Source organism: Amycolatopsis sp. WAC 01376, from assembly GCF_003947415.1.
In the GTDB taxonomy this organism is placed as follows: Bacteria; Actinomycetota; Actinomycetes; order Mycobacteriales; family Pseudonocardiaceae; genus Amycolatopsis.
Genome location: NZ_QHKL01000006.1, coordinates 424,100 through 450,699, shown reverse-complemented (window position 1 = coordinate 450,699; position 26,600 = coordinate 424,100). Strand labels below are relative to the sequence as shown.

Annotated in this window: 24 protein-coding genes; 11 read left to right on the top strand and 13 right to left on the bottom strand. The window is 69.6% G+C overall.

Features of this window, described 5'->3' with window-relative positions:
• Positions 1-15: 15 nt before the first annotated feature.
• The 3 genes from DMH03_RS29055 (at position 16) to DMH03_RS29045 (ending at position 3,939) form a co-directional block, all read left to right on the top strand.
• Positions 16-1,572, top strand: coding sequence for a long-chain-fatty-acid--CoA ligase (locus DMH03_RS29055; protein ID WP_125795153.1), 1,557 nt, complete (start codon positions 16-18; stop codon positions 1,570-1,572).
• Between the two features lie 134 nt (positions 1,573-1,706).
• Positions 1,707-2,897, top strand: coding sequence for an oxygenase MpaB family protein (locus DMH03_RS29050; protein ID WP_125795152.1), 1,191 nt, complete (start codon positions 1,707-1,709; stop codon positions 2,895-2,897).
• Positions 2,898-3,081: 184 nt separating this feature from the next.
• A complete protein-coding gene (locus tag DMH03_RS29045) occupies positions 3,082-3,939 on the top strand; it encodes a dienelactone hydrolase family protein (RefSeq protein ID WP_125795151.1) in 858 nt (285 codons plus the stop codon).
• Here DMH03_RS29045 and DMH03_RS42985 read toward each other — a convergent pair whose 3' ends face one another.
• Positions 3,940-6,225, bottom strand: a complete 2,286-nt coding sequence (locus DMH03_RS42985; RefSeq protein WP_125795150.1) for a LuxR C-terminal-related transcriptional regulator — start codon at positions 6,223-6,225, stop codon at positions 3,940-3,942. It abuts the gene before it with no gap.
• A 152-nt stretch (positions 6,226-6,377) separates the two neighbouring features.
• On the opposite strand from DMH03_RS42985, the gene DMH03_RS29035 reads away from it, so the two are divergent.
• On the top strand, positions 6,378-6,911 hold the full coding sequence (locus tag DMH03_RS29035) for a hypothetical protein (RefSeq protein ID WP_125795149.1): 534 nt from the start codon (positions 6,378-6,380) through the stop codon (positions 6,909-6,911).
• A 4-nt stretch (positions 6,912-6,915) separates the two neighbouring features.
• Here the strand turns inward: DMH03_RS29035 and DMH03_RS29030 are convergent, their stop codons facing one another.
• Positions 6,916-7,386: a cupin domain-containing protein gene (locus DMH03_RS29030; protein ID WP_233611699.1), complete on the bottom strand. Its 471-nt coding sequence runs from the start codon at positions 7,384-7,386 to the stop codon at positions 6,916-6,918.
• 78 nt (positions 7,387-7,464) lie between these two features.
• Between DMH03_RS29030 and DMH03_RS29025 the strand changes: the two genes are divergently transcribed.
• Both DMH03_RS29025 and DMH03_RS29020 read left to right on the top strand, forming a co-directional pair.
• Positions 7,465-7,914: a MarR family winged helix-turn-helix transcriptional regulator gene (locus DMH03_RS29025; RefSeq protein ID WP_125795147.1), complete on the top strand. Its 450-nt coding sequence runs from the start codon at positions 7,465-7,467 to the stop codon at positions 7,912-7,914.
• Positions 7,915-7,997: 83 nt separating this feature from the next.
• Positions 7,998-8,642, top strand: coding sequence for a carbonic anhydrase (locus tag DMH03_RS29020; protein WP_125795146.1), 645 nt, complete (start codon positions 7,998-8,000; stop codon positions 8,640-8,642).
• On the opposite strand, the gene DMH03_RS29015 is transcribed toward DMH03_RS29020, so the two are convergent.
• On the bottom strand, positions 8,593-8,952 hold the full coding sequence (locus DMH03_RS29015) for a DUF6223 family protein (RefSeq protein ID WP_125795145.1): 360 nt from the start codon (positions 8,950-8,952) through the stop codon (positions 8,593-8,595). The two genes, DMH03_RS29020 and DMH03_RS29015, sit on opposite strands and share 50 nt — an antisense overlap.
• Before the next feature lie 193 nt (positions 8,953-9,145).
• Here DMH03_RS29015 and DMH03_RS29010 point away from each other — a divergent pair, with 193 nt between their 5' ends.
• The 5 genes from DMH03_RS29010 to DMH03_RS28990 all read left to right on the top strand — a co-directional run bounded on the left by DMH03_RS29010 (position 9,146) and on the right by DMH03_RS28990 (position 14,728).
• On the top strand, positions 9,146-10,258 hold the full coding sequence (locus DMH03_RS29010) for a sensor histidine kinase (protein ID WP_125795144.1): 1,113 nt from the start codon (positions 9,146-9,148) through the stop codon (positions 10,256-10,258).
• Positions 10,255-10,911 carry a response regulator transcription factor gene (locus DMH03_RS29005; RefSeq protein WP_125795143.1) on the top strand — a complete coding sequence of 219 codons (657 nt, stop codon included), beginning with the start codon at positions 10,255-10,257 and terminating at the stop codon, positions 10,909-10,911. Before DMH03_RS29010 ends, DMH03_RS29005 begins: the two co-directional genes overlap by 4 nt.
• A gap of 52 nt (positions 10,912-10,963) precedes the next feature.
• Positions 10,964-13,264 carry a phosphoketolase family protein gene (locus DMH03_RS29000; protein ID WP_125795142.1) on the top strand — a complete coding sequence of 767 codons (2,301 nt, stop codon included), beginning with the start codon at positions 10,964-10,966 and terminating at the stop codon, positions 13,262-13,264.
• Entirely contained in the window at positions 13,261-14,355 is a 1,095-nt protein-coding gene (locus DMH03_RS28995) for an acetate/propionate family kinase (RefSeq protein WP_370310911.1), read from the top strand. The genes DMH03_RS29000 and DMH03_RS28995 overlap by 4 nt, the downstream gene beginning before the upstream one ends.
• A 115-nt stretch (positions 14,356-14,470) precedes the next feature.
• Complete coding sequence (locus tag DMH03_RS28990; protein WP_125795141.1) at positions 14,471-14,728, top strand: Prokaryotic metallothionein; 258 nt, start codon at positions 14,471-14,473, stop codon at positions 14,726-14,728.
• A 452-nt stretch (positions 14,729-15,180) separates the two neighbouring features.
• Here DMH03_RS28990 and DMH03_RS28985 read toward each other — a convergent pair whose 3' ends face one another.
• The 10 genes from DMH03_RS28985 to DMH03_RS28940 all read right to left on the bottom strand — a co-directional run bounded on the left by DMH03_RS28985 (position 15,181) and on the right by DMH03_RS28940 (position 26,488).
• Positions 15,181-16,260: a Vms1/Ankzf1 family peptidyl-tRNA hydrolase gene (locus DMH03_RS28985; protein ID WP_125795140.1), complete on the bottom strand. Its 1,080-nt coding sequence runs from the start codon at positions 16,258-16,260 to the stop codon at positions 15,181-15,183.
• Positions 16,261-16,347: 87 nt separating this feature from the next.
• Positions 16,348-17,808, bottom strand: a complete 1,461-nt coding sequence (locus tag DMH03_RS28980; RefSeq protein WP_125795139.1) for a class I adenylate-forming enzyme family protein — start codon at positions 17,806-17,808, stop codon at positions 16,348-16,350.
• On the bottom strand, positions 17,805-19,178 hold the full coding sequence (locus DMH03_RS28975; RefSeq protein ID WP_125795138.1) for a CoA transferase: 1,374 nt from the start codon (positions 19,176-19,178) through the stop codon (positions 17,805-17,807). Before DMH03_RS28975 ends, DMH03_RS28980 begins: the two co-directional genes overlap by 4 nt.
• Positions 19,175-19,975, bottom strand: a complete 801-nt coding sequence (locus tag DMH03_RS28970) for a class I SAM-dependent methyltransferase (RefSeq protein ID WP_125795137.1) — start codon at positions 19,973-19,975, stop codon at positions 19,175-19,177. Before DMH03_RS28970 ends, DMH03_RS28975 begins: the two co-directional genes overlap by 4 nt.
• Positions 19,966-21,459 (bottom strand): class I adenylate-forming enzyme family protein, encoded by a 1,494-nt coding sequence (locus DMH03_RS28965; RefSeq protein WP_233611698.1) that lies wholly within the window; start codon positions 21,457-21,459, stop codon positions 19,966-19,968. The genes DMH03_RS28970 and DMH03_RS28965 overlap by 10 nt, the downstream gene beginning before the upstream one ends.
• Positions 21,456-22,748 (bottom strand): NAD(P)/FAD-dependent oxidoreductase, encoded by a 1,293-nt coding sequence (locus DMH03_RS28960; RefSeq protein ID WP_125795136.1) that lies wholly within the window; start codon positions 22,746-22,748, stop codon positions 21,456-21,458. The genes DMH03_RS28965 and DMH03_RS28960 overlap by 4 nt, the downstream gene beginning before the upstream one ends.
• Positions 22,745-23,668, bottom strand: a complete 924-nt coding sequence (locus tag DMH03_RS28955; protein ID WP_125795135.1) for a UbiA family prenyltransferase — start codon at positions 23,666-23,668, stop codon at positions 22,745-22,747. Before DMH03_RS28955 ends, DMH03_RS28960 begins: the two co-directional genes overlap by 4 nt.
• Complete coding sequence (locus tag DMH03_RS28950; protein WP_125795134.1) at positions 23,665-24,306, bottom strand: class I SAM-dependent methyltransferase; 642 nt, start codon at positions 24,304-24,306, stop codon at positions 23,665-23,667. The genes DMH03_RS28955 and DMH03_RS28950 overlap by 4 nt, the downstream gene beginning before the upstream one ends.
• The gene (locus DMH03_RS28945; protein ID WP_125795133.1) at positions 24,306-25,427 is read right to left on the bottom strand and encodes a DegT/DnrJ/EryC1/StrS aminotransferase family protein; all 1,122 of its coding nucleotides are present in this window, start codon (positions 25,425-25,427) and stop codon (positions 24,306-24,308) included. The genes DMH03_RS28950 and DMH03_RS28945 overlap by 1 nt, the downstream gene beginning before the upstream one ends.
• Positions 25,424-26,488: a DegT/DnrJ/EryC1/StrS aminotransferase family protein gene (locus tag DMH03_RS28940; RefSeq protein WP_233611697.1), complete on the bottom strand. Its 1,065-nt coding sequence runs from the start codon at positions 26,486-26,488 to the stop codon at positions 25,424-25,426. Before DMH03_RS28940 ends, DMH03_RS28945 begins: the two co-directional genes overlap by 4 nt.
• Positions 26,489-26,600 lie beyond the last annotated feature (112 nt).

Genomic DNA, 26,600 nt, shown 5'->3' with positions numbered 1-26,600 from the left:
CACCTGAGGATGGCCATGTCGACCGCTTCGGCTCCCGCCTCGTCCTTCCGGCACCACTGGATGGCGCACGCGGCCACGCACGCGATGACCCGACCGGACAAGCCCGCCCTGCGTTACCTCGGGGAGACGACCACCTGGGCACAGCTGTCGCAGCGGTCGTTGCGCTTGGCGGCCGCCCTCGCCGGACAGGGTGTCGCCGAAGGCCATCGCGTGGCCACGCTGACCCTGAACCACCCGTGGTTCGTGGAAACCGTGTTCGCGGCGAACAGCCTGGGCGCCATGGCCGTCCCGCTCAGTTTCCGGCTCGCACCCGCGGAACTCGACTACATCCTCGCCGACTGCACGCCGTCCGCCATCGTCGTCGACGAGCGGCTGCTCCCCCTGCTCGAGGCCGCGCCGAGCGCCGCGGCGATCGGGACGGTGCTCGTCGTCGGCGAGCCGGACGAGGGCCGCACTGCGTACGAGGAATTCCTGAACGCGCGGGAGCCGATGGACCTGCCCGACGTCAGCGAGGAGTCGACGGCGCTGATCATGTACACCTCGGGCACCACCGGCAGGCCGAAAGGCGTATTGCTCTCCCATCGGAACATGCAGTTGCAGGCGCTCACCTGCATCCGGGCGATGAAGATCTTCGACGATTCCGACGTCGGTTTCCTGACCGCGCCCTTCTTCCACATCGCAGGCCTCGGTTCGATCGTGGCGAACTTCCTGGTCGGCAGCGTGGTCGTGATCCACCCGCTGGGCGCCTTCGACCCTCGCGCGGTGCTCGACGCCTACGAACGCGAGGGCGCCACCGTCGTGTTCAACGTTCCCCAGCAGTGGGACCAGATCTGCGCCGAGCCGGATATCGCCGCGCGGGACCTGAAGCTGCGGATCATCAGCTGGGGCGCCGCGCCCGCGAGCCGGGCGACCCTGCTGGCCATGGCCGGGAAGTTCCCCGGCGCGCTCAACGTCGCCGTGTTCGGCCAGACCGAAACCTCCCCGATCACCTGCGTGCTCAGCGGCGAGGATTCGGTGCGCAAGCTCGGTTCCGTCGGCAAGCCGATCCCGACCCTCCAATACCGCGTCGTGGACGACGACATGAACGACGTCGCACCGGGAGAAGTGGGCGAGATCGTTTACCGCGGCCCCACGGTGACCAAGGGCTACTGGAACAAACCGCAGGAGACCGCGGAGGCCTTCGCGGGCGGCTGGTTCCACTCCGGCGACCTGGTGACGCAGGACGGCGACGGCTTCGTCTGGGTGGTCGACCGCAAGAAGGACATGATCATCAGCGGTGGCGAGAACATCTACTGCGCCGAACTGGAGAACGCGATCTCCGCGCATCCGTCGGTACTGGAGGTCGCCGTGATCGGCAGGGCCGACGAACGCTGGGGCCAGGTGCCGGTCGCGTTCGTCACCACCCCGCCGGAGGCCGCACTGTCACTGGAGGAACTGACCGCGTTCCTCGACGGCAGGCTCGCGTCGTTCAAGCTGCCCAAGGATCTCGTGCTGGTCCCCGAACTTCCTCGCAACGCGGGCGGGAAAGTGCCCAAGGGCGCGCTTCGCGATCTGGACCAGAAACGAGTCTGACCTCGGTCGAAGGGGACCGATTCAGGTCGGGGCTTCCCTTGCCGACCACCGGACCGCTTCGTTATGTTAATCAGGAATCACTCATCGGACGCACCGGAAGCGTCCCGAACCTACCAAGGAAGTTAGGTAAGTAAATGAGCGATCTCAGCAGGAGGAATGTTCTGTCCCTCGGCGTCGCGTTGGGCCTTGTCGGCGCGGCGAGCGTCGCGCCCGCCTGGGGCGAGACCCGGACCGGGTCGGCCGCCGATCCTTGGTGGGTCTGGGACGACGAAATCGACCGCATCATGGCGGCGGTCCTCGAAGCAGGCCAGGTTCCGGCGGTCAACACCGCGATCGGCCCGTGGGTGGACAACAACGATCCGCTGCCCGGCGGCCTTCCCGCCGATCTGGCGGGTTACCTCCAGCGCGTCAACAAGTTGCCGTCCTGGGCCGATCCCGCGAAGCTGCGCCGCGCGGCCGATTTCAACCGGCGCAAGGACACCTATCTGTTCATGCTGTACGGGCTCGGCAGCGGCATCATGAGCACGGTCATCCCGCGCGAGGCCAAATCCGTCTACTGGTCCGCGGGCGGGGCCGACATGCAGGATCGCGCCGCCAAGACCTTCACTTTCGGCTACGACCTGAGCGACCTCAACGCTTTCGAGCCCGACGGCCAGTTCGTGGTCACCGCCAACAAGACGCGGCTGGTGCACGCCGCGGTACGTCACCTGTTGCCGCAGTCGGCGCACTGGAAGGCCGTCGCGGACGAACGGATCCCGATCAGCAACGGCGACATCCTGGTCACCTTCCACAGTCTCGGCACCTTCGTGCACCGGAAGCTGCGCGAATGGAAGGTCCCGATGTCGGCCGCGGACGAGGCCGCCTTCCTCCACATGTGGCAGGTCGCGATCCATCTGCTCGGCGTGCGGGAGGAGTTCATCCCGCAGACGTGGGCCGCCGCGCACGCGCAGTCGGCGCAGGTGCTCACCCCGATCCTTTCCCCGTCGCACGAGGGCAAGGAACTCGCCGAAGACCTGCTCGGCTTGACCGCACAGGTCGATTTGGGTGTCACGCGCGGATTCCTCAACGAGTTCGTGCGGTACGTGCTGAGCGACGCGATCGGCGACTGGCTCGGACTGCGCCGCGACTACGCTTCCGCCGCCCTCATCCGCACCGCGTGGCCCGCCTACATCGCGTTCCGGGAAGGGCTGATCCCCGTCATCCCCGCGGGCTTCTACATGCTCGACCAAATGGTGCGCGCGCTGGCGATGTTGTTCCTCAACAAGGGGACCTCACCGACGACGACCCGCATCACGATCCCCAGCGGGAACCGGCCCGGAGCCTGAACCCGATCTCACCGGCATGACACTCGCACGTCACGGAATTCCCCTTCGTGTGACAATTTCGAGAAAGCGACCCGAGGAGGCCGTCACCTCTCAGTAGTTTCCACGACGCGCGCCCGGCCGCGGTCCCGCTATATCTGGGAAACCGTTCCAACCTCGGAACGGTTCTCCCGAGAGGACAAACGCGATGAAGCGTGGACCACAGTGGACCGCCGCGGTCGTCGGCGCGGTGACCGCACTCCTGGTGGCGGTACCGGCCGCCGCCGAGGAAAGTCCATACGCCCGCGGCCCTGAGCCGACCACGGCCACGATCGAAGCGGACCGCGGATCATTCGAGATCGCCACCGAGAAGGTCCCGGCCGGACAGGGTTTCGGCGCCGGGACGATCCACTATCCGACCGACACCGGCCAGGGCACGTTCGGCGCGATCGCGATCGCGCCCGGCTTCCTGGAATCCGAGGCGGCGATCGCGTGGTACGGCCCGCGCCTGGCCTCCCAGGGTTTCGTCGTCATCACGTTCTCGACGAAGAGCACCTGGGACACTCCGGACAACCGGTCCGAGCAACTGCTCGCGGCACTGCGCTACGTCACCGAAACGAGTCAGGCCAAAAGTCGCGTCGACCGGAACAGGCTCGCCGTCATGGGACACTCGATGGGCGGCGGCGGTGCCTTGATCGCGTCACAGAAGGCGCCGGCGTTGAAGGCGGCGATCCCGTTGACGGGCTGGAATCCGAACACGACGTTCTCCGATCTGAAAGTCCCCACCTTCGTCTTCAGTGCGCAGAACGACTTCATCGCGCCGGACGGCACCTATTCCCGCCCCTTCTACCAAAGCCTTCCCGAGTCGCTGGACAAGGCGTACGTGCTTTTGGCCGGGGCAGGCCATCTGGTGCCGACGAAACCGAACGTGACCATCGCGAAGTACAGCATCTCGTGGATGAAACGCTTCGTGGACGACGACACCAGGTACGACCGGTTCCTATGCCCGCTTCCGGCGAACGATCCGAAGATCGCCGTGTACCGGGGAACTTGCCCGATCGGCTGATCACCGCGTCCTCCGGGCGGCGTCTCGCTGCTCGACCCAGACGGCCAGTTGCGTCCGGTTGGCGAAGTCGAGCTTGTGCGCGATGTGCTGCAGATGTGTCTCCACCGTGCGCCGCGCGATGACCAGTCGCGCGGCGATCTCCCGGTTCGACAGCCCCGCCGCGACGAGCCGCGCGATCTCCGACTCGCGCGGCGTCAGCGGCGGGAGACCGGCGGACGGGACTTCCGGGCGTGCCCGCGGGCCTGCCAGGGCATCGTGCGGATTCCGCCGGCGTCCTTCGGCGAACGCGGCGTCGAACTTCTCGGCTCCCAAGGCTTTCCGGGTGGCCTCGGAGAACGCCGTGTGGGTCGCGGTGACGGCCACATCGGGTACGGCGTTGCAGCGGTCCCAGAGCGTGGCGGCGGTGCCGAACAGCTCCGCCGCCCGGACCCATTCCCCGCGCCGCGCGGAAACCCAGGCCAGACCGTCCACCCGGTACGCCGCGGACAGCACGTCGGACGTGCGGAGGTCGATCTCCAGCGCGGAACGGATGAAGCGTTCGCCGTCGTCGAGATCTCCGCCGAAGCAGACCTCGGCGACCCCCAGCCCGAACAGGGCCATGGAGCGATACCGGAACTCCCCCGCTTCCTCGCACCGCAGGCGCATCGAACCCAGCAGCGCCCGCGCTCCAGGAAGATCGCCCAGGTAAGCCAGTGCCACCCCTTGAAGGAACATCGGGTGCATCTGGCGCCGTACATCGCCTCGCTCACCGAAGACCCGCACGGCCTCCGCCGCTTCGGTCATCGAGTTCGGCTCGATGGACAGCATCCGCACGAAGGCCCGCGCGTGGGCGATGTACGGCAAGGCTTCGTCGTCCTCGATCGCCTCGGCGGCGGTCAGCCGCTGCCGGGCACGCGGCAGATCCGCGTGCAGCGCCGCGCAAAGGGCCGCGATCGCCAGGCCCCGGGCCCGGCCCCGGGTATCCGGTGAGGCCGCTTCGAGGGCGCGATCGATCCAGTCACGCAGCTCCCATGCCGCACCACGGGCGACCCAGTACTCGATCACGCCGGTGGCCATTTCCAACGCCACCGGGCTTTCCCCAGGGGTGCGGAGCGACCATGAAAGCGCCTCGCGGATGTCGGCGTGCGCCGCGATCAGGCGCTCGTACGCCTCGTCCTGCCCCGGGCCGAACCAGGTCTCGGCGGCCTGTTCGATCAGCCGGGCGTAGTGATCACGATGCTTCCTCGCGATGGCGAACTCGTCACCGGAATCGGCGAGCCGCCCGCCGCCGTATTCGCGGATGAGCCGGAGCATCCGGTAGTGCACCCTGTCCGTGCCGTCGACGCGGGCCAGCACCGATTTGTCGACCAGGCCGTCCACCGCGTCCAGCACGGCCATGGCGGCCGGCCCGCCGTCTCCGGTACAGACGTCCTCGGCCGCAGACAGGTCGAACTGCCCCGCGAACACCGAACAGCGCGCCCAGACGGTCCGCTCGGTCGCGGTACACAGGGAGTGGCTCCAGTCGAGGGTGGCGCGCAGCGTCCGATGCCGCTCGACGGGCGTCCGGAGCCCGGTGGCCAGTACACCCGGGTCGTCCTCGACCCGGTCCGCGATCTGCGACGGCGACAGGACGCGGATCCGGGCGGCCGCGAGTTCGATCGCCAGCGGCAGGCCGTCGAGCCGCCGGCACAGGAGGACGACATCCGCGACGTTGCTTTCGGTGACCTCGAACGAGGGCACGACGACGGCGGCGCGCTCGGCGAACAGCCGCACCGCGCCGAACGTGAGCGCCTCTTGGGATGTCGTGTTCTCTGCGTGGGGTACGGCCAGGGGCGGGATCGTCAGGACATGCTCGCCTGGGACCCCCAGCGAGCACCGGCTGGTGGCCAAGACCACGAGGTCCGGGCAGTCACGCAGTAACGCCGTCACCAGGTCCGCGCTCCCGGCGAGGAGATGTTCGCAGTTGTCCAGCACCAGCAACGACCGCCGGGGACGCAGGTACGACACCACCGCCTCCAGGTCGGTCCGCCCCGCCGTGTCGTGCAGACCGAGGCCGTCGGCGACCGTGCGCGCGACGAGCCGTTCGTCCCGCAGCTCCCCCAATCCGGCGACCGCCACGCCACCGGGGAAGGCCCGGGTGAGCGAACTGGCCACCTGCGCGGCCAACCGTGTCTTGCCCACGCCGCCTGCCCCGGTCAAGGTGACCAAGCGTCCCGCGCCGAGCAGCCGTCGTACCTCGTTCTCGTCGTCCGCGCGGCCGACATAACTCGTCAGTGGCCGCCGGTGGACCTCACTTCCGCTCGCCATGGACCTCCTCACCCGCGAAACCGCCGGGCTCATATCGAAGCACGTCCGCCGCACGGAACGAGCGGTCACTGTGGGCTGTTCACACCACAGCCCGGGCTCTCCCGCATAGTGTCCGCGCACGCGGCGACGACTTGAGACAGGTGGGGCACGCCATGACCGGACGGCTGGACGTCGCCAAGGAGCAGGTCGAAGACGTACTCGGCCCGAAGGTCGCGAAACGACTCGGCGCGTTCGACGACGGGACCCTCTATGTCTCGGCAAGCGAGTGGGCGGAACTGGCGGCCTGGTTCGTGGACTTCGCCGTCTATCTGCTGAGCGCGGCGTTCGGTTTCGTCGTGTTCGCGGTGGCGACCCGCGACAGCGCGTTGCCCGACGAGGCGCCGCTCCTGACACTGCTCGGGCTGCTGATCGCCGTTCCGGTGCTCTATGGCCTGTTCTTCGGCGGTGGCCGCCTTCTCGGCGCCGTCCTCACCGGGACCCGGCTCGTCCGGATCAAGGACGGCGGCCGGATCGGCGCGGCGGCCTGCTGGGCCATGCTCGTGCGCACGGTGCTGGTCCCCCTCATGCTCGTCGCGATGGTGATGACCGGATTGGGCGCCGGCTCGGTCAGGAGGATCAGCATCGACGACGAAGCCACCCGGCGGCTCCACGCGGCCGGGTTCCCGCGCCTGGTCCGGCCGAACTGACCGGCTAACGGTCGCGCTCGTCCCATTCCGGCACGTCGACGAAGTGGACGTCATACCGTTCGTGAATGCGCTCGACCTCCTCCGGAGCGACGTTTCCGCGCAGGATCTCGGGCAGGACACGGAAATAGCCGAACCGTTCGACGCCGGGCGCCAGCGTGATGAGGACGTCCGCGGCGACGTCCGGCGGCGCGGCGAACGCGTGCCGGACACCCGGCGGGACGACCACGTAGCCACCCCGCTCGACCGTGAGCGTCTCGGCGCCCACCAGCATCCGCAACGCTCCGTCCAGCACGTAGAAGGCTTCGGCGGATTTCTGGTGATAGTGCGGTTTCGTGCCGGGTTCCCCGGCGCGCAGGGACAACCGGTTCGCGCCGAGGAACCCGCCCGTGTGCTCGCCGTCGGCCAGTAACCACAACGCGGGCTTCTCGATGACTTCCGCGTCTTTCTCCTGCATCACCCAGGCTTCGTTCGCCATCGTGCTCCCCATCTAGTTGAAGTCTTCAACCAAAGCTAGACCGAAGTGGTTGAAGGCGTCAACTGTTACGGTGTGGCCGTGACCAACTGGCTCGACACGGAACAGCAGCGTGACTGGCGGGCGTTCATCGAAGGATCGGTGCGCTTCATCGACCTGCTCGACCGGCGGCTGCGCGAGGAGCACGGGCTTTCCCTGGCGGAGTTCGAACTCCTGGTGCGACTGTCCGAAGCCACCGGCAGGTCGATGCGCATGGCGGACCTCGCGAAATCGGCGTACTACTCGCGCAGCCGGCTCTCGCATCGCATCAGCGGGCTGGAGACCCGCGGCCTCGTCCAGCGGGAATCGACCGCCGACGACGGCCGCGGCGTGCGCGCCCGGCTCACCGACGAAGGGCACGAGACCCTGCGCCGCGCGGCACCGGACAACCTCCGCACCGTCCGCGAACACTTCGTGGACGTGATCGCGCCCGAAGACCTCCAGGCCGTCGGCCGCGCCATGCGCGCCGTCGCCGGACGACTCGATCAGTGACGTGAGGCGGCGGTGGCCGCGGACCGCTATGAACCGGACCACACGCTCTGCCACCCGTGGCGACAGCCGGTAATCTCCGTTTCATGAGCGACGCGCCGCCGAGCCCTTCCGAGGCCTTCGACCTTCTGCTCGCCGGTAACCGGCGTTTCATCGCCGGCACCCCGGAGCACCCGAACCAGGACGTCACCCGCCGCGCCGAAACAGCCCCGGGACAGCGTCCGTTCGCTGTCCTCTTCGGCTGTTCCGACTCGCGGCTCGCCGCCGAGATCATCTTCGACCGGGGGCTCGGCGATCTGTTCGTCGTGCGCACCGCCGGTCACGTCGCCGGTTCGGAGGTGCTGGGCAGCATCGAATACGCCGTCAGCATCCTCGACTGTCCCCTGGTCGTCGTGCTCGGCCATGACTCCTGTGGCGCCGTCGCCGCGACCCGCGCGGCGCTGACCGAAGGACTCGGCACCAACGGCTTCGTCCGCGATGTCATCGAACGGGTCACCCCGAGCATCCTCGCCGCCCGCGCCGCCGGGCTCACCGGCGACGACGAGATCATCGACGAGCACATCCGGCACACCGTCGACCTCCTGGTCGACCGTTCGCGGCTGCTCGCCGACAAGATCGAAGCCGGAGAAACCGCTGTCGCCGGATTGTCCTACCACCTGGCCGACGGCAGCGCGCGCGTCGTCACCACCCGTGGTTTGAGCGAGCGACCGGCGGACGCCCAGCCTGCTTGAGGGTGAGGACGCCGAGGGCCGCGGCGACCAGTCCGATCGCCAGGGCGATGAAGCCGCCGACGATTCCGTAGCCGGTGCCGGGACCGCCCTTGGCGGCGACCACCACGAAACCGCCGCCTGCCATGCCGAGCAGACCAGCCGTCAGGGCCACGACGGCTCCGCGCCGGGTGCCGCCGGAACGGAAACGAGCGAGCCCGCCGGCGATCACCCCGATCAGGCCGGCGAGCACGGCCGCCAGCGACCAGAGACGGCCGGCGGTCAGGTAAGCGCCGGTGGCTTCGTTCGCGGCCAGTAGTTGGTGGACCGACATGGGGCACTCCTTCTCTCGATGACTGGATGCCCCTTGATGGTGTCCGCCCGCCCGCCTCGGGTCGTCCCGTGGACGCAGACAATCCGGACTGCCGCCGACGCCGTAGAAGCTCCGGAACTACTGCGTGCGCGGTAGCCGTCGGATCGTCCCCGCGGAGGAGTCGCGCGGCCGGACGGCTGGCTAGTGTGCACGCATGAGCAGGGGCCGGATCGGGATCTGGGACTGGGCGATCGCCGCCGGGGTGACGGCGGTTCTCCTGGTCACGGAACTGTCCGGCTCCTCCTCGAGTTTCGACCCGCTGGGCTACGTACTGCTGGCAGCCGGTGGCCTGGCGCTCGCCGCGCACCGCAGGGCTCCGCTCACGGTGCTGGCCGTGACCGGCGTGTGCGCGCTCGGATACCAAGCCGTCGGTTTCACCGTGCCGGTCGTCGCCTATCTGGTCGCCGTCTACGCCGCCGTCCGGGCCGGTCACTGGATCGTCGCCGTGGCCGGATCGCTGCTCATGGTCGGCGCGCTGCCGCTGGCGATCCTGGTGTCCGGCAACGCCACCGCCATGAGTGACGCACTCACCCAAAGCCGGGACGCTCTCCAACTGGCCTGGCTGATCGCCGCCGGCGCGGCGGGCGAGGCGCTGCGACAGGCCGAACGCCGGGCCGACGAGGCCGAGCGCACCCGCGAGGAGGCCGCGCGGCGCCGGGCCGACGAGGAGCGGCTGCACATCGCGCGGGAACTGCACGATTCCCTCACCCACCAGATCTCCGTCATCAAGGTGCAGGCCGAAGTCGCCGTCCACCTGGCGGCCAAACGAGGCGAGCCGGTGCCGGAATCGTTGCTGGCGATCCGGGAGGCGGGCCGGGAAGCGACCCGGGAGCTGCGGGCGACCCTGGAAGCCCTGCGTGACGACGAGACGAATCCGCCGCACGGACTCGACCGGATCGCCGACCTGGTGGAACGGGCGCAGGCGACCGGTCTGGACGCGACGCTCACCGTCGAGGGGCAACGGCACGACCTGCCCGCGGCGGCGGACCGCACCGCGTACCGGATCGTCCAGGAGTCCCTGACGAATATCGCCCGGCACGCCGGGGCCACGACCGCGTCGATCCGGATCGACCACCGTCCGGGTGCCGTCGCCATCCAGGTCGACGACGACGGCAAGGCCACCCCGGACACCGAGCCGATCCCCGGTGTCGGGCTGCTGGGGATGCGTGAACGGGTCACCGCTCTCGGCGGCAGGCTCCACGCCGGACCGCGAACCGCGGGCGGCTTCTCCGTCCAAGCCGAACTTCCCGTGGAGCGAACGTCGTGATCCGTGTTCTGTTGGTCGACGACCAGCCGCTTCTGCGCAGCGGGTTCCGCGCGCTGCTCGACGTCGAGGACGACATCGAGGTGGTGGCCGAAGCCGCCGACGGCCGCGAAGGCGTGGCACTCGCCAAGGAACACCTGCCCGACATCGCGCTCATCGACATCCAGATGCCCGTCGTCGACGGCATCGAAGCGACCCGGCGCATCGCCGCCGATCCGGCCCTGTCCGGCGTGCACGTCGTCATCCTGACCAACTACGGCCTGGACGAGTACGTCTTCAACGCCCTTCGCGCGGGGGCGGCGGGATTCCTCGTCAAGGACATCGAGCCCGAGGACTTCCTTCACGCGGTACGCGTCGCCGCGCGCGGCGACGCCCTGCTCGCGCCGTCGATCACCCGCAAGCTGATCGACCGGTACGTCACCCAGCCGCCTCGCACCGGCACCGGAAAGGGGCTGAAGGAACTGACGAACCGGGAACGCGAAGCCGTCGCCCTGGTCGCGCAAGGCCTGTCCAACGACGAGATCGCCGACCGGATGGTGATCAGCCCGTTGACCGCGAAAACCCACGTCAACCGCGCCATGACCAAACTCCACGCCCGCGACCGCGCGCAACTCGTGGTGCTCGCCTACGAATCCGGCCTGGTCGTCCCGGGTTAGCCGCTCCAGCACCGGGTACCCCTTCCGAAAACCCACTCGGAAAGGAGGACCGGTGCCTGGCGGAACCGAAACCGGGACGCTACGGCGGTACCGGCGGGCGTGCGACTACCTCGCCGCGGCGATGATCCATCTCAAGGACAACACCCTGCTCCGCGAGCCCCTCCGGCCCGAACACCTGAAGCCGCGGCCACTCGGGCACTGGGGCACCTGCCCCGGCCTGACCCTCGTCTACGCGGGCCTGAATCGCCTCGTTTCCGAGACCGGGCAACGGACACTGCTCATCACCGGACCCGGCCACGGCGCGCCCGCCATCCACGCCAACCTCTGGCTGGAGGGCACTCACGCGGAGTACGACCCGCGGCTGTCTCTCGACGAGCGTGGGCTCACCGAACTCGTCGAACGGTTCTCCTGGCCCGGTGGTTTCCCCAGTCACCTGTCCCCCGAAGTCCCTGGCGTCATCCATGAGGGTGGGGAGCTCGGGTATGCGCTCGCGACCGCTTTCGGTGCCGCCTTCGACGATCCAGGGCTGCTGGTCGCCTGCGTGATCGGCGACGGGGAGGCCGAGACCGGGCCGACCGCCGCCGCCTGGCACAGCCCCAAATTCACCGGCAAGGGTGACGGCAGCGTGCTGCCCATCCTGCACCTCAACGGCTACAAGATCGCGTCGCCGACAATCTACGAAGCGATGTCCGAGGACGAACTCGCCGCCTATTTCACCGGCTGCGGCTGGAGCCCGATCCTGGTGGACGTCCGCGACAGCGAAGACCCGGACACACCGCTGGCCGAGGCGCTTGCGCGAGCACACGAGCGCGACGCGGGCCCGCCACCGATGATCGTCCTGCGGAGCTCCAAGGGAGCGGGCCTGCCGGCGACCACGCCGGACGGAACGCCACTCGAAGGCACCTTCCACGCCCACCAGGTCCCCCTGTCCGGCGCCGCGGACGATCCGCGCGAACTCGCCGCACTGGAACGCTGGCTACGGTCCTACCGGCCGGAGGAACTCTTCGACGAGAACGGTGTCCCGGCCGAGGACATCCTGACGGTGCCGCCCGACCCCGGGTTGCGGCTCGGCCGGGTCCCGCAGGCCAACGGAGGACGGCTTCGCCGCGATCGCCCGCTGCCGGACGTCGCGAAGTACGCCGCCGCGGTCGACGAGCCCGGCGCCGCCGACGCGAGCGCCCCCGAAGTGCTCGCCGAGTGGCTGGCGGAACTCGTCCGGCGCGCGCCCGCCACGTTCCGCGTCGTCTGCCCGGACGAGCTGGAGTCCAACAAGCTGGGCGCGCTTCTCGAAGCGACACCACGCCAGTTCGACCGTGACGTTCCCGGGTACACCGAGCATCTCGGCCCGCGCGGCCGCGTGCACGAGGTGCTGTCGGAACATCTGTGCCAAGGCTGGTTGCAGGGCTACCTGCTCACCGGACGGCACGGCCTGTTCCCCTGCTACGAAGCCTTCGTGTCCATTGTGGACAGCATGGTCAACCAGTACGCCAAATTCCTCAAGATGGCGGACGAGGTGCCGTGGCGCGCACCGGTGGCGAGCCTGAACTACCTGCTCACCAGCGACGGCTGGCGCCAGGAGCACAACGGGTACAGCCATCAGGGCCCCGGCTTCATCAACCAGATGCTGACCAAGAAGGCCAGCACCTCGCGGATCTATCTCCCACCGGACGCGAACACGCTGCTGGAGACGATGCACCGCTGCCTCGGCTCGACCGGCCTGATCAACGTCGTCGTCGCGGGGAAACAGAGCGGTCCGCAGTGGCTCTCTCCCGAGGAGGCCCGCGCGCACTGCCGTGCCGGCGCCTCGGTCTGGCCGTGGGCGAGTACCACCGAAGACACCGCCGATGTCGTCCTCGCCTGCGCCGGGACGACCCCGACCGTCGAAACCCTGGCCGCGGCCCAGCTGCTGCGCGAAGCCGCGCCGGACCTGCGGGTGCGGGTGGTGAACGTGGTCGACCTGCTCTCGCTCTGCCCGCCGGACCGGCATCCCCACGGGATATCCGAGGAGGCGTTCACCGACTGTTTCGGCGACGGGACCCCGGTGGTGTTCGCCTTCCACGGTTACCCGTCCGCGGTGCACGAGGTCCTGCACGGACGTCCTGGCACCGACCGCTTCCATGTGCACGGCTACCTGGAGGAAGGCACCACGACCACCCCGTTCGATCTGCTCGCGAGCAACCGGATGACCCGCCACGACCTCGCCGCCGACGCCGTCCGTCGGGCACCTGGCTGGGGTTCGGCGGGCGGTGACCTCGCGCGCGACCTGATCCGGCGGCGGGACGCCGTCCTGCGTCAGTCCTATCAGGACGGTCAGGATCCGGCGGAGATCACCGGATGGCGGTGGCGGACATGAGGATCCTCACCGTCAACCCCGGCTCGGGCAGCCTGCGGTTGCATGTGGTCGACGGCGAGGACGTCGTCGACTCGGCGGAGATCGGCAAGCGGCCCGCCGACGCCACCGAAGACGTTCAGTCCTTTGTGGACGGATTGAAGGTCGACATGGTCGCCTACCGGCTCGTGCACGGCGGGTCCGCGCTCGTCTCGCCGTCCGTGGTGGACGCGGGCGTGCGCGAGGCGATCGCGGCGGCGAAATCGCTGGCGCCGGAACACGTCCCGAACACCGAAGCCCTCCTGGAGCAGCTGACCGGCCTGCTGCCGGACGTTCCGCACGTCGTCTGCCCGGACACCGCCTTCCACCACGGCCTGCCGGAGGTCGCGCGAACCTATCCGCTGCCCGCGCGCTGGCGTGAACGCTGGGATCTGCGCCGCTACGGCTTCCACGGACATTCGTTCGCGTGGGCGGTCCGGCGTGCCGCCGAGCTGCTTTCCCGCCCGGCGGCCGGGCTGAACCTGCTCGTGGCGCATCTGTCCGGTGGCAGCTCGGTCTGCGCGGTCTCCGGCGGGCGCAGTGTCGACACGTCGATGGGCTTCACCCCGCTCGAAGGCACGATGATGGCCAAACGGTCCGGCAGTGTCGACCCCGGCATGCTGCTGTGGCTCCTGCGGGAAGGGCACGTCGCGCTGGACGAACTCGAAGACGGTCTCTACCACCATTCGGGGCTGCTCGGGTTGTCCGGCACTTCGGACGACACCCGTGAGCTGGTCAAGGACAGCCGGGCCGGTGACGTCAGGGCCCAGTTCGCCATGGCCGTGTTCGAACACCGCGCTCGCCGCGAAATCGCCGCCGTCGCGGCGAGCCTCGACCACGTCGACGCGCTGGTGCTCACCGGCGACATCGGCTGGGACCAGCCGGAGGTCGCCGAGGCCATCGCGCGCGGACTCGGCGTACTCGGATTTCAGGGCGGTCTGTCCTCCGAACGGGCGAAGGACGCGGTCATCAGCGACCGGGAAGCGCGGATACCGGTCCTGACCGTGCGGTCGCGCGAAGAACTCTCCCTGGCCTCGGCGGCGGCCGACGCTGTGCGGTCAGGGCCGGCTTCCTGAGCCGCCCCGGGCGGCCCGGACCGCTTTTCCGGTGCCGCGGGCGAAGCCGTGGTTGCCGACGAAGCGAGCCGGGTAACCGGTGACAGAACCACGAGCACTACCCGGAGGAAGACCGATGGCCACCTGCGAAGTCTGTGGAAACGACTACGAGAAGACCTTCGAGATCCGCACCGTCGAGGGAGCGATGCACACCTTCGACTCCTTCGAATGCGCGATCCACCAGCTCGCCCCGATCTGTGACCACTGCGGATGCCGCGTGGTCGGGCACGGGATCCAGGTGGAGGACCGGTTCTTCTGCTGCGCCCACTGCGCACGGGAAAGCTCCGTCGCCGGCGGCGACAAGGCCCGCGACGCCGTGGCGGCATCCCACTGAGCGTCCACAAGGGACACTTTCTGGCAGCTAGGTGGCATGTTAGCGGGCGCGGTCGGTGGTGGGTGAAGGCTCCCTTCACCGTGTCTGATGCGGCGATGGGAGCCTTCGGCCCTGGTCACGCTGTCGAACCGCGCCCCTCACTGTGTGGATTTCGGGACGTCAGATGTCCCAAAATCCACACAGTCCAGCGTGACAGGTCCTGTGAACACCTGTTCCGGAAGGGGTGTGTGGAAATAGGGACATTCAACGTCTCTGTTTCCACACACCCCGAACTGACGCCACCTCTGCCTCATCCCTCACTAGAGCGAATCGGCGTTTGCTTACTCACTGGGACCTCGCCGCGGCACGGTCGAGCGTGGAGGATTTGGGACGTTGAGCGGGGAAGATTCCGGACGTTCAGTGTCCGGAATTTTCCCCGCTCACCACCATCGCCTGCCAGCCAAGGCGTGGGATCAGATCGAGAACCGGAGGATCGCCCCGACGCCCTCCGCCAGACCCTCGCCGCTGACGGGGACGATGTCCGCGCCTTCGGACAGCACGGCCGCGGGCAGCGCTTCGTCCGCGCGGCATTCCGTCAGGGCTTCCGCGCCGGTCCCTGAAAGTTCGAGCTCTTCCCTGGTGGTCGCGATCTGTGTCGGGTCGTCCGTGACCCAGACCAGGCGATCCGCCAGCGAGTCGGCGTCGATCAGCAGGGTCTCGACGGCGCTCGAACGCAGGGCCGCGGCCGTTCGCGCGAGTCCGTCCGTCGCCAGTCCGCCCTCACGGCCCTGTTCGACGCGGAAGCGTTCGATCACGTCCTGGCGACGGCGTTCCGCGTGCTCGACGAGGACGCGGCGGACCTCGGCTTCGAGCGCTTCCGGGGCACTGCCGTCCGCTCGGCCGCCTTCTTCGAGCTCGACGACCTTTTCCTTGCCCCGCGGGGCGAGTTCTTCACGCACCAGCGTCCGCGCCTGCACCTCACCCGCGAGAATCAGCATCTCGGCACCGATGGAGTCCGCGAGTTCGACAGCTTCGCGCGCCACGTCCGCGGCGTTGCGTTCGGCGACGGCCTCCACCCGGTGCTGGATGTTCCAGTAGGCAGAGCCGCCCCCGCGCACCTTGTGCACCGGATGCTCCTCACCCTGGACGGTCCGCCGTTCGGCGCCGTCCTCGCCCGCCGCGAACAGATCGGCCCCGGTCTTGTCCACGACCACCACCACATGCGGTACGACGACCGGGGTGAGCCGCAGGAGCGGGAGCAGGTACGGCTGCTGCGCGACGCGGACGATCTCCCGGGGCGGCGGCTCCACGAGCTCCTCGTCGAGTACGACCTCGTCACCGCCCGCGACCAGGGCACGTCCGGCCCTGCCCTCCGACGGCGGTGCGGCGGCCACCGCGGCGTCGAGTGCGCTGAGGGTCCGCTCTTGCGCGCCCTCGTCGGCGAGTTGCTTGCGGATCGAGCGCCAGCGCAGGTCCAGCTGGGCGGCGGCGTCTTCGGTGTTGTGCGAGTTGTCGAAGTAGACCGACGCGAAGGGGCCTTCACGTGCGGTCACTTCCCGGAGCGTTGAGCTGTGCACGGCATCTCCTGTCTCGTCGGTTCCGTTGCCGATCTTTCGAGTACCCGGGAGCGGGCAGGCGAATCATGACGGGCAGCGGCGGGCCGCGAGACCGGCGAGCGTGCGATGGCAGACCTTGCCGGTCCGGCCGAGCGGGAGTTCGGGAAGGGTGAGCAGGAGTTCCGGCAGTTTTCGGACGGCGAGGCCTCCGGCGGTGAGGAACGCCGTGAGCTCGGTCAACGTCGGCGAGTGTCCGTCACGGACGGTCACGCAGGCGCAGAGCCGTTCCCCCAGGCCGGTGTCCGGGACCGGGACGCAGGCGACCTCGCTGATCGCGGGATGGTCCCCGATCGCGAACTCGACCTCGGCCGGGCTGATCGTGTACCCGCCGCGGATCACCACGCGTTTGCGCCTGCCGGTGACGTGGAGCCTGCCCTGGTCGTCGAACCGGCCGTTGTCGCCCGTCCGCACCCAACCCCCGTCGAGCCGGTTCGCGGCGTCCAGTTCCGGCGCGGCGACGTAGCACAACGGTGTCATGGGACCTCGTGCGCAGATTTCGCCGTCGACGAGGCGGATCTCGCAGACGGCGGGATCCGGGACGCCGACACCGTTCTCCGGCTCCGTCGTATGACAGTTGACGCCGTCGGACGAGCCGTAGATGTCGATCATCCGGACGCCGAACCGCCGACGGCACTCGTCGCGTGTCGAAGGCGGCAGCGTGTCGCCACTCGACACGATGGACACGAGTCCGGAGGTGTCCACCGTCGCGGGGTGCTCGACCATGCGCCGCCACATCGCGGGTACGGCGAACACCTGCGTCGGACGGTGCTCGGTGATCAGCCGGAGTGCCGCGCCCGCCCCGAACCGGCGTGTCAAGATCAGCGTGCCGCCGGCGAGACACAGCGTCACCGGCACTCCGAACGAGCCGAATCCCGAGGTCAGCGAGACGAGGACCAGGTCGCGAGGCGCCGTGGTGCCGCCATGGACGGCACGGAGATAGTTGGCCCGGCCGCCGGCGAAAGCGTTGTGCGAGTAGGCGACCATCTTCGGCTCGGCCTCCGAGCCGGACGACACCAGGATCCTGGCCGGAGCGTCCGGGTGCGGACGGAGGTGTGCGGCGCGGCGCGGATCCGACGATCCCTCCACTCGTCCGTTCCCGATGACGAACCGGACACCCGCGCGGTCGAGGAGGCTGTCCGAGCCGGACGGCAGTGGCAAGACCACGGCGCCGAGGGCGAAGACGGCCAGTTCGGCGATCACCGCGTCACGTCCGTCGGGTTCCCGCACCGCGACGATATCCGTCGAACCGCATCCGGCGACCGAAAGCCGGGCCGCCAGTTTCCGCACCGCGGCGTCCAGCGTCGTGTAGTCGAGCGCGCCCTCGTCGTCGATCACCGCCGTGCGAAGCGGATGCTCGCGGACCCGGTCACGGAACAACGAGTACAGCTCGCGATCCGGGCAGTGTCCACATCGGACCCATCCGCGGCGTAACCCGGCGGGCACGAGGTCACGCAGGATCACCCCGGTCGCCGACACCCAGGTCATGACCTGAATTCCCACGGCGATCCGACGAGTACGCAGCCGGTGTGGATCAGCGCGCGGGAAAAGCGGGGATCCGCGCCGAGGGCGGCGAGGTCGTCGCACACCGGAACGGTCAACGGGCGGTCGCAGGACCGCCGCGCGCCCGCGTTGAGCCTGCCCGCCGCGGACAGGAGCGACGAGTCGACGCGGGTGGCGCCACGGGCCAGGCCCGTCACGATCCCGTGTGCGCAGACGATCCCGCCGAACACGTCGACGATCGTCATCAGCGACGACGGGACCCCCGCGTGGGCCTGCACGACGAAATCCGTGCCCACCGGGGGTTCCGGTCCCAGTCCGGTGCCCCAGCCCGACGCGTGCGCGTACAGGATCCCCGGCCGGGCGCGCGCCAGATCGAGGGCACGCAGCGACCATCGCCCGGCCTTGCCCGGCGCCCAGTTGTGCAGGAACACGTCGGCGCCGACGGCGAGTTCGAGCAGGTGGTTCCTGCCTTCCGGGGTGCTCAGGTCGATCTCGACGACTTCCTTGCCGTCGTTGAGCGCGCGGAACCTGGCCGACGTCCGCCCGGCGATCGGCGGGACCCAGCGCAGCGGGTCGCCGCCCGGTGGTTCGATCCTCAGCACCGTCGCGCCGAGCAGCCGGAGCAGGTGACCCGCCAACGGACCCTGGACCCGGCGGCAGGATTCGAGCACGACCAAGCCGGACAAGGGAAGTGGCTCCACCGGCCGGACCGGCCGGTACCCGCGGCCATCGCCGCTCACGACGAACGCGGGCGAGATTTCGATCGGTCGGTCCGCCACTCGCACCAGCGTCATACCGGACCGGACGGCGGCGTCCTCGATCTCGGCGATCGGCCGGGCGGCAAGGGTTTCCGGCAGCCGCGGCGGCAAGGGGCAGGTCGCGGTGGCGAAGCGTTGCATGAACGGCAGCCAGCTACGGGAAGTTGTTCGCTCGTCGACGCCGAGACCCGCCCAGAACCGTTGCCACACCGCCGGATCGAGGGTCTCGATCTCGAAGAAGACCCCGTCGGCCGAGCGGAAAGGCGGTCCGCCGGGAACCAGCGGCTCCTCGTGATCGTCGTCGGTCGTCGCCGCCGCGAGATACTGCGAGATCGCCAGCAAAGCCGCCTGCGCCAGTGAAGTGGACACGCCGCGCAGCGGGATGCCCCGGCTGTTGGCGAGCTTCAGCGCGACGGTGCCCAGGTCGGCGAGTTCGGCCGCGAGGATGGACGCGTAGTCGAGTCCCAGCCGGGTCGGCCCGCCGGACCTCCGGCCGTGTACGTGCATGATCCCGCAGGCGGCCTGCACGTCGAGCTCACCGGCCAGCGGCAGGTCGACGGGGCCCGCCACGGTCACCGTGTCGAGTGCGGTGCTCATCCGGCGCGCCTGCCGTGCACGGAGTACACGACGCACGAAGACGCGCGGAATCCCGGATCCGCCATGACCGCACGCACCTCGGCGAGCTCGTCGTCGGTCAGGCCGGCCGCGATCAGCTTGTCCCGCAGGTGATGGGTGTGATGGATCAGCAGGTTCAGCCCGGGTGAGCCGGCCCGCCACGGGAAGAGCACAGGCACCGGATCGACGTCGACCAGGCCGGCGGCGGCCATCGACGCGGCGGCGCGGCGGCCCCACGTGCCGTCCCCGCCCGCCATGGTGAACGTCTTTTCCTTGGCCGCCAAGAACTTCTCGTAGAGCTCCGCCGATCGCGCGTCGGGCGCGAGCAGCACCGGACCGTAGGAGATGTCGAACTCGTCGATCTGCATCCAGCCGCCCGGTTTGAGGGCACGCGCCAGCTTGCGAAGCACGGCCTCCCGCTCGGGCAGATGCTGCAGTACCAGCCTGGCGTGGATGAGGTCGAAATCGGCGCGGGGCAACGGATCTCGGACGATGTCGTGCCGGAGCACGGTCAACCCCGGCCCGGAGGCGAGGTGGCCGGTCTTGATGTCGGTCGCCAGCACCGACCCGGTCGGCGCCACCCTGGCGGCGAGCCACTGTGCGACGCCGCTGCCGCCCGCGCCGACCTCGAGACAAGCCCAGCCATCACAGACGCCGGTCTCCCCCAGTCGCGCCAACGTGATCGGGTCATACGCCTCGGAAAGACAGCGATGCTGTTCGATGGCGTGTCCACTGTCGTTGTCGAACACGTAAGTCAGCGTCACGTCTGTCACGTCCACCTTCCCGATCCATGAGTTTCGGCCGTCCCGGTCAGCCGCGCCAGCAGTTCCAGTCGCCGCACCTTCCCGGTGCCCGTTCTCGGGACCTCGTCCCACGGGAGAACCACCGGCTCCCCCAGCGGCGGCAGGTCGAGTACCGCGGCCCGCCAGCGCGCCGGATCGAGGCCGGTGTCGGTCACGACGACCGGGATCGGCGCCTGTCCCGCCGCGGAAAGCAGCACGCATTCGGCGATGGCCGGGAGGCGGTCTTCGATCTTGTCCTCCACCGCGAGGCAGCTCATCCCGGGAACGCTGTCGACTTCGCGATCCAGCAGGGTCACGGCGCCGGTCCGGCTCACCACGCCGAGGTCTCCGGTGTTCCACCACGGGCCGTGGGCCTTGGCCTCCCACCGATCCTGTTCACCCACGTACGCCACGCATCGGGCGCGGGTGCGGGCCAGCACCAGCCCGGCGGTGCCCCGCGGCACCGGTTCGGCGGTCTCCGGGTCGACGACCCGCAACCGGGCGAGGCCCGGCAACGGCCTGCCGAGGTCACGGGTCGTATGCGCGGAACGTCTGGTGAAGAACCGGAACGAGAGCGGTCCCGTCTCCGATTGACCCCAGCCCTGCATCCACAGTGGACGCTTCCGGCGGGTCGCGTGGAGCATCGTCCTGATCACCGGAGGATGCACGGCGTCGTAGGTGCTGACGAACCTCCGCACCCGGCGGAACGGGTTCTCCGGTGTGTCCGCGAGCGGCCGCCAGCGCACGTACGCCGACGGGAGTGCCTCGATGACGGTAGGTCGATGACGGCCGAACACCTTTGCCGCCGAAGAGGAATCGCTCAGGATCACGATCTCCTTCGGCGCGAGGCACAGGGCCGACGCCGTCCAGCAGAAGGTGCGGCCGTGCGCGTACGCGCTGGCGTTGCCCAGCACGTCGTCACGCCGGAGCCCGAGGACGGGCCAGCGGACCGACTCCGGCCGCGCCAGCCGGTCGATGATCGTCCGCGTCGTGTGGACGACCAGTTTCGGTGTTCCGGTCGTTCCGGAGGTGTGGCAGATGAGCAGCGGTTCGTCGTCGTGCCTCCGGTGCGGCGCGGGCGCCGACGCGGCGGCGAACTCCTCGATTCGCAGGACCCGGTCCGCGCCAGGGGCCGGCCGATCGGTGACGAGCACCGCGGGGCCGAGGCGTTTCAGCAGGAGTTCCACCGTGTCGTCCGGCAGCAGGCCGGACAGCTTCGCCGGGACCGCCCCGATCCGCACCGCGGCGCAGGCGAGCAGGTCGTAGTCCCAGTGGTTGCGCTTGACGATGGCCACCCGATCCCCCGGCCCCACACCGGCTTCGGACAACCATCCCGCGGCGTCCCGCACCAGCCCGGCGAGTTCGGCGACCGTGTACTCGGTGCCGCGCGTCGGCGCGATGTCGAACGGCCGGTCCAGGTGGACCCTCGTCCCGGCGTGCGCGCACTGGTCGAAGAGCGTTCCCATGTCGTGCGGTTTCATCGGGCCCTTTCCTCCGCCGGACGAGTGGCGAGCCGTCGTGCGGCCCGGATACCGGAGCGGACGGCCGCCTCGCTGCACGGGCTCAGGAACACCCAGTCACCCGCGTAGTCGACGACGCCACGGCCGAGACCCGCCTCGAACGAGGCCCGCAGGGCGAGTGCCCGAGGCGTCGCTTCGGGCGCCGCGTGCCGCACCCGCCGGACGATCGAGCGGCGGGTCGCCGAATTCAGGCCGGGGACGAGAGGCTCGGCGGCGCCTGCCAACCGGCTCGCCACGTCCTCGTCGGAGGCGTCGAGCAGATCCGGCACCACGGCCGGATGGGCCATGAGCGTGACCAGTCCGCGGCCTTCCGGCGCGCGGCCGGGGTGTTTCAGATGGTCGAAGATCACCGTGGACACCGTGCCGTTCTCCGCGGTCGGCACGATCAAGGCGTAGTCGGGACCACCGAGCGGACGATCGAGCAGCAGATGCGCCTTGACGACCGGGGTGAACGAGCACGCGTCGAGGAAGTCCGAGCCGTGCCGCGGGTACAGCCGCGCGGCCACCGGGGCGGGCACGGCCAGCACGACCGCGCGCGCCGTGATCTCGCGCGTGCCGCTGAGGATCCGCGCCGAGGAACCGTCATCGACGACCTGATCGACCCGGAACCCCGTGCTGACGTCCGTTTTCGCGGCGAGAGCGCGGGCGAAGGTGTCCATGCCGTCGCGGTACGCCCGCCAGGTCCGCCGCCGTCCCACCGCGGTCAGCAGGGCGAGCAGGGGCGCGGCCGCCGAACGCGCCGGATCCCAGCCGAAGAAGCCGGAAACCACCGGCTGTAGCAGGTAGTCCAGGAGATCCGGATGATGCGGTGCGGCGAACTCCGCGACGGTGCCCCCGCCCAGCCGGGACGCCTCCGGGCGTTCGGTGTCGAAGCTCCCCCGGATCACGCGCGCCGCGTCCAGCCGCGCCCGGAGGGACAGCCCCGCTCCGGTGAGCAATCCTCGCGGCTGCGCGACGCCGGACCGCGCCCGGCCCCGCCACATCGCGATGCCACGGCCGATCCGCGGCGCCGCGGCGGCGTCGACGCCCAGTTCCGCCAGCAGCCGCCAGGTCGCCTCGTAACCCCGCTCGGCCATCTGCTCGGCACAGGTGTCGATCAGGTAGCCGTCCTCGCGCAGCGTCGTCATCCGGCCGCCGACCACGTCGGCCGCTTCGAAGACCCGCGCTTCCCGCCCCGACCGGCCGAGCCGGTACGCGGCGGTGAGCCCGGCGACGCCCGCGCCGACCACCGCCACGTCGACGTCGGTCACGTGATCACCACCAGGTTCACCACGACCAGTATCAGCACGGTGAGCCGGTGGATCCGGATGCCGAGCATCCGCGCCCGCAGGATGTCGTCCTGCGCGAACCCGAGCCACAACTGCCGGATCCGCGCCACGATCGTGGGCGACAGCGCGAGCGGGAACCACCAGGGACCGCCGAGCGCGGGTACGGCGAGGATCAGCGCGAACTCGGCCGCCGAAACGGCGATCACGAAGAACATGTTGCCCCGCGGGGAGGTCAGGGCCGCGACCGTCGGCCTGCCGACCCGCCGGTCGCCGTCGACGTCGTTGGTGTTGGAGTAGACGCCGAACAGCAGCGGCCCCAGCCCGAACAGCAGCGCCTGGGCGAGCGCGAATCCGGTGAACTCACCGGAGGCGAGACCGTACGGCGCCAGCACCAGCGCCCAGCCGAGCGCCGCGATGAAGAACTCCTGGAAGCCGTGATAGCTGAGCTTCACGCCCCACGAGTACTGCAAGGAAAAGAAGTAGGTGACCACAATGAGCACGACAGTCCACACAGGACGGTGCGGGGCGATCGCGATGGCCGCGAGCCACAGTGCCGCACCGATGACACCGGTCGCCCACGCGAACCGCAGCACTTGGTCCTCGTTCAGCGTTCCCGCCACCAGTGGCTTGCGGTACCGCTTGCGCCGGAGGTCGTCGGGCGAGTAGTTCGTGATGTCGCTGCCGTCGCGGTAACCGGTGAGGTCGTCCAGCGCGACCATCGCCGCGATCACGAACACCTCGCCGAGCAGGAACACCCCGACCGACGCCAGGACACTCGCGTCGAACCTCGACGCCGGCGCGAGCAGCGTCCACACCAGGATCACGCCGAGGTAGTAGTCGACGATGTCGAGCTTCGCGAGCCGGAAGTACGCTTTGCCGCGAGTGACGGCAAGGGTGGTCATCGCGGGTCGTCCAGCGCGATCAGCGCGGCGAACGACCGGTCGCCGCCGTAGTGCAGCTCACGCCGTTCGAGCAGGTGGGCGCCGGGAAGAAGGGCCAAGTACTCCTCCACGGTCCGCAACCTCGAGAACCTGCCGACCGGGATGTCGGCCTCCTCGTACTCCACCAGGACGAGATGCCGGGCCGCCGCGGCGATCGCCCGGCACGCTTCGGCGATCTCGTCGTCGTCCAGGACGTGCATCAGCACCCACACGCAGACGGCGGCGTCGAATCGCCTGTCCTGCCAGGGAAGCCGCTGGACGGTCGTGTGCACGAAGTCCACAGTAGACAGATGGGCGCAGCTCTCCTTGGCCAGCGCGAGCATCCGCGGGGTCATGTCGATCGCCGTCACCGTGCGGGCCTGCGCCGCGATCGCCGGGGTGAGCCTGCCCATCCCGCACCCGATCTCCAGCGCGGCCCCCACCCCGCCGAGTGAACGCAGCAGGCCCGTGACGAGCCCGATGGTGCGCGCGGTCGTTTCGGCCGCGAGTTCGGCGGGCTGGGAGGCACGCATGACCCGGGCCAGTCCGGGGCGCTCCGCGCGTCTGCGCCACTCGTCGGCGACCTCACTCGGCGCGGGCGTCCGGGTTACCTGCTGCATCAAGACTCCTTCGCGAATCGGCACACCGCGTCCGCGATGCGTTCCACCTGCTCGTCGGTCAGCTGCGGGTAGATCGGGATGGCCAGCGTGCGCCGCGCGGCCGACTCCGCCGCGGGCCAGGCGTCGCCCGGCCGGGTGTAACCGGCGAAAGCGGGCTGCCGCGGCAACGGCGCCCGGTAATACACGTGCGAACCGATCCCCTGCGCCGCCAAGTGATCCCGGAGTTCGTCCCGGCGCTCACTCAAGAGCGAATAGACGTAGTAACACCGTCCGTCACGGGCCGGCGGCGGCGCGAGGACGCCGCAACCGGCCAGTTCGGCGAAGCGTCCGGTGTAGTACTCGCCGATCCGCGCCCGGCATTCGAGCCGCTGGGACAGGGTCGGGAACCGGTACAGCTGGAACGCCGCCATGATCTCGTCGAACCGGCTGTTGTACCCGACACGGTGATACAGGAACCTGGTCTTGCCGTCCTGGCCGTGGTTGCGCAGCATCCGCACCACCGAGCCGAGCTCGCGGTCGCCGGTGACGACCATTCCGCCCTCGCCCGGCATGCCGAACGTCTTGACCTGCACGAACGAGTACACCCCCGCGTCGCCCCACCGCCCTGCCGGGGTGCCCGCGAGCGTCCCGCCCTGTGCGACGGCGGAGTCCTCCAGCAGCCGCACGCCCGCGTCGGCGGCGATCCGGCGCAACGCGGGCATGTCCGCCATGACCGAGAACATGTGCGCCGGCATGATCACCTTGGTGCGCGGGGTGATCCGGCGGGCGACCTCGGCGGGGTCGACGACCATGGTCCACGGGTCGATGTCGGCGAACACCGGCGTCGCGCCGAGCAGCGCGGGCGCGGCCGCGAGCGGTGCGCAACCGAAGGCGGGCACGATCACCTCGTCCCCGGCGCCGACGTCCATCGCGCGCAGCACCAGCATCAGCGCGGAGGTTCCACTTCCGCAAGCAATCGCGTCCGCGGCACCGACCGAATCACGGATGACCTGCTCGAATCGGGCAGTATGCACTCCGAGAATGAATTTCTGTTCCGGCGCGAGACCGACCATCCTGACGATGTCCAGAAGTTCTTCGCGGTCGTCGTCGAAGAGATCCGTCGGGAAGAACGGCAGCGTCATCCGCGCCGCCCCGGAAAGAAATCGCGGATCGAGTCGCAGACCCGGTCGCAATCGGCGGCCGGCATATCCGGATACAGCGGTAACGCGAGAGTGTGACGGCAGGCATTCTCGGCGTTCGGGAAATCACCCTTTCGATAGCCGAGTCCGGCGAAGCAGGGTTGCAGATGAAGCGGCGTCGGGTAGTACACCTCGGTCTGCACGCCTTTCGCCGCCAGATGCGCCGCCAGGTCGTCCCGCGAGTCCACCTCGACCACGTACACGTAGAACACGCTGTCCGGCCGCGTCACCGGCAGCCTGCGCACCCCGGCCACGTCCGAGAGTGCCTCGGTGTACCGGGAAGCCAATTCCGCGCGCCGGGTGATGTCGTCGTCGAGCCCGGTGAGCTTCGCGAGGAGGACGGCCGCCTGGATGTCGTCCATCTTGCTGTTCAAGCCGGGCAGCCCGGTCTCCGTCGAGATCGCGGGGAAGTCGGCGATCGTGCCGCCGAACCGGCCGTGGTGGCGGAGCGCGTCGACGGTCCCCGCGATCCGCGGGTCGTCGGTGAGGACCGCACCCGCGTCACCGAGCGCGCCCAGCGTCTTCGTCGGGAAGAAGGACAGCACACCACCGGCGCCGAACAGTCCCGCGTGGGCGCCGCGGTGCCGCATGCCGATGGCCTCCGCGCTGTCCTCGACCACCGTGAGCCCGAGGCGGCGCGCGACGCCGAGGACCCCGTCGATGTCCGCGAGCTGCGAGAACAGATGCGTCGGCATGACGAACCGGGTCCGCTCCCCCGCGGCGTCGGCCACCGCGGCGGGGTCGATCCCGTACCCGTCCGGCTCGATGTCGGCGAAGACCGGGGTGCCGCCCGCGAGCACGACCGAAGTCGCCGTCGCGCCGAAGGAGAAGGCCGGGACGACCACTTCCTCACCGGACCGGAGACCCGCCGCCCGTAGCAAGAGGACGAGCGCGTCCGTTCCGCTGTTGACCCCGATGACGAACTTCGCGCCCGTGTACGCCGCCAGCGCGGCTTCGAGCTCGGCCACCTTGCGACCGTGTGAATACTTGCCATTCTCGATCACGTCGAGAATATGTCGCCTGGTACTGGTCCAGGTTCGCTCGAATGTGGCCGATTGGTTGTGGAAAGACACCGACAGCGTACCCACCTCCGGTGGCGTAGGAACCGTTCCCGAG

Bases quoted from the DNA above. Each gene is read 5' to 3' on its own strand.
- DMH03_RS28945 (WP_125795133.1), bottom strand. From the start codon at position 25,427: ATGACGCTGCCGTTCTTCCCGACGGATCTCTTCGACGACGACCGCGAA.
- DMH03_RS29030 (WP_233611699.1), bottom strand. From the start codon at position 7,386: ATGGCGAACGAAGCCTGGGTGATGCAGGAGAAAGACGCGGAAGTCATC.
- DMH03_RS28965 (WP_233611698.1), bottom strand. From the start codon at position 21,459: ATGAAACCGCACGACATGGGAACGCTCTTCGACCAGTGCGCGCACGCC.
- DMH03_RS28955 (WP_125795135.1), bottom strand. From the start codon at position 23,668: ATGACCACCCTTGCCGTCACTCGCGGCAAAGCGTACTTCCGGCTCGCG.
- DMH03_RS29035 (WP_125795149.1), top strand. From the start codon at position 6,378: ATGACCGGACGGCTGGACGTCGCCAAGGAGCAGGTCGAAGACGTACTC.
- DMH03_RS28980 (WP_125795139.1), bottom strand. From the start codon at position 17,808: ATGACCTGGGTGTCGGCGACCGGGGTGATCCTGCGTGACCTCGTGCCC.
- DMH03_RS29020 (WP_125795146.1), top strand. From the start codon at position 7,998: ATGAGCGACGCGCCGCCGAGCCCTTCCGAGGCCTTCGACCTTCTGCTC.
- DMH03_RS29055 (WP_125795153.1), top strand. From the start codon at position 16: ATGTCGACCGCTTCGGCTCCCGCCTCGTCCTTCCGGCACCACTGGATG.
- DMH03_RS29015 (WP_125795145.1), bottom strand. From the start codon at position 8,952: ATGTCGGTCCACCAACTACTGGCCGCGAACGAAGCCACCGGCGCTTAC.
- DMH03_RS29010 (WP_125795144.1), top strand. From the start codon at position 9,146: ATGAGCAGGGGCCGGATCGGGATCTGGGACTGGGCGATCGCCGCCGGG.
- DMH03_RS28990 (WP_125795141.1), top strand. From the start codon at position 14,471: ATGGCCACCTGCGAAGTCTGTGGAAACGACTACGAGAAGACCTTCGAG.
- DMH03_RS28950 (WP_125795134.1), bottom strand. From the start codon at position 24,306: ATGCAGCAGGTAACCCGGACGCCCGCGCCGAGTGAGGTCGCCGACGAG.
- DMH03_RS28995 (WP_370310911.1), top strand. From the start codon at position 13,261: ATGAGGATCCTCACCGTCAACCCCGGCTCGGGCAGCCTGCGGTTGCAT.
- DMH03_RS28975 (WP_125795138.1), bottom strand. From the start codon at position 19,178: ATGAGCACCGCACTCGACACGGTGACCGTGGCGGGCCCCGTCGACCTG.
- DMH03_RS29050 (WP_125795152.1), top strand. From the start codon at position 1,707: ATGAGCGATCTCAGCAGGAGGAATGTTCTGTCCCTCGGCGTCGCGTTG.
- DMH03_RS29045 (WP_125795151.1), top strand. From the start codon at position 3,082: ATGAAGCGTGGACCACAGTGGACCGCCGCGGTCGTCGGCGCGGTGACC.
- DMH03_RS42985 (WP_125795150.1), bottom strand. From the start codon at position 6,225: ATGGCGAGCGGAAGTGAGGTCCACCGGCGGCCACTGACGAGTTATGTC.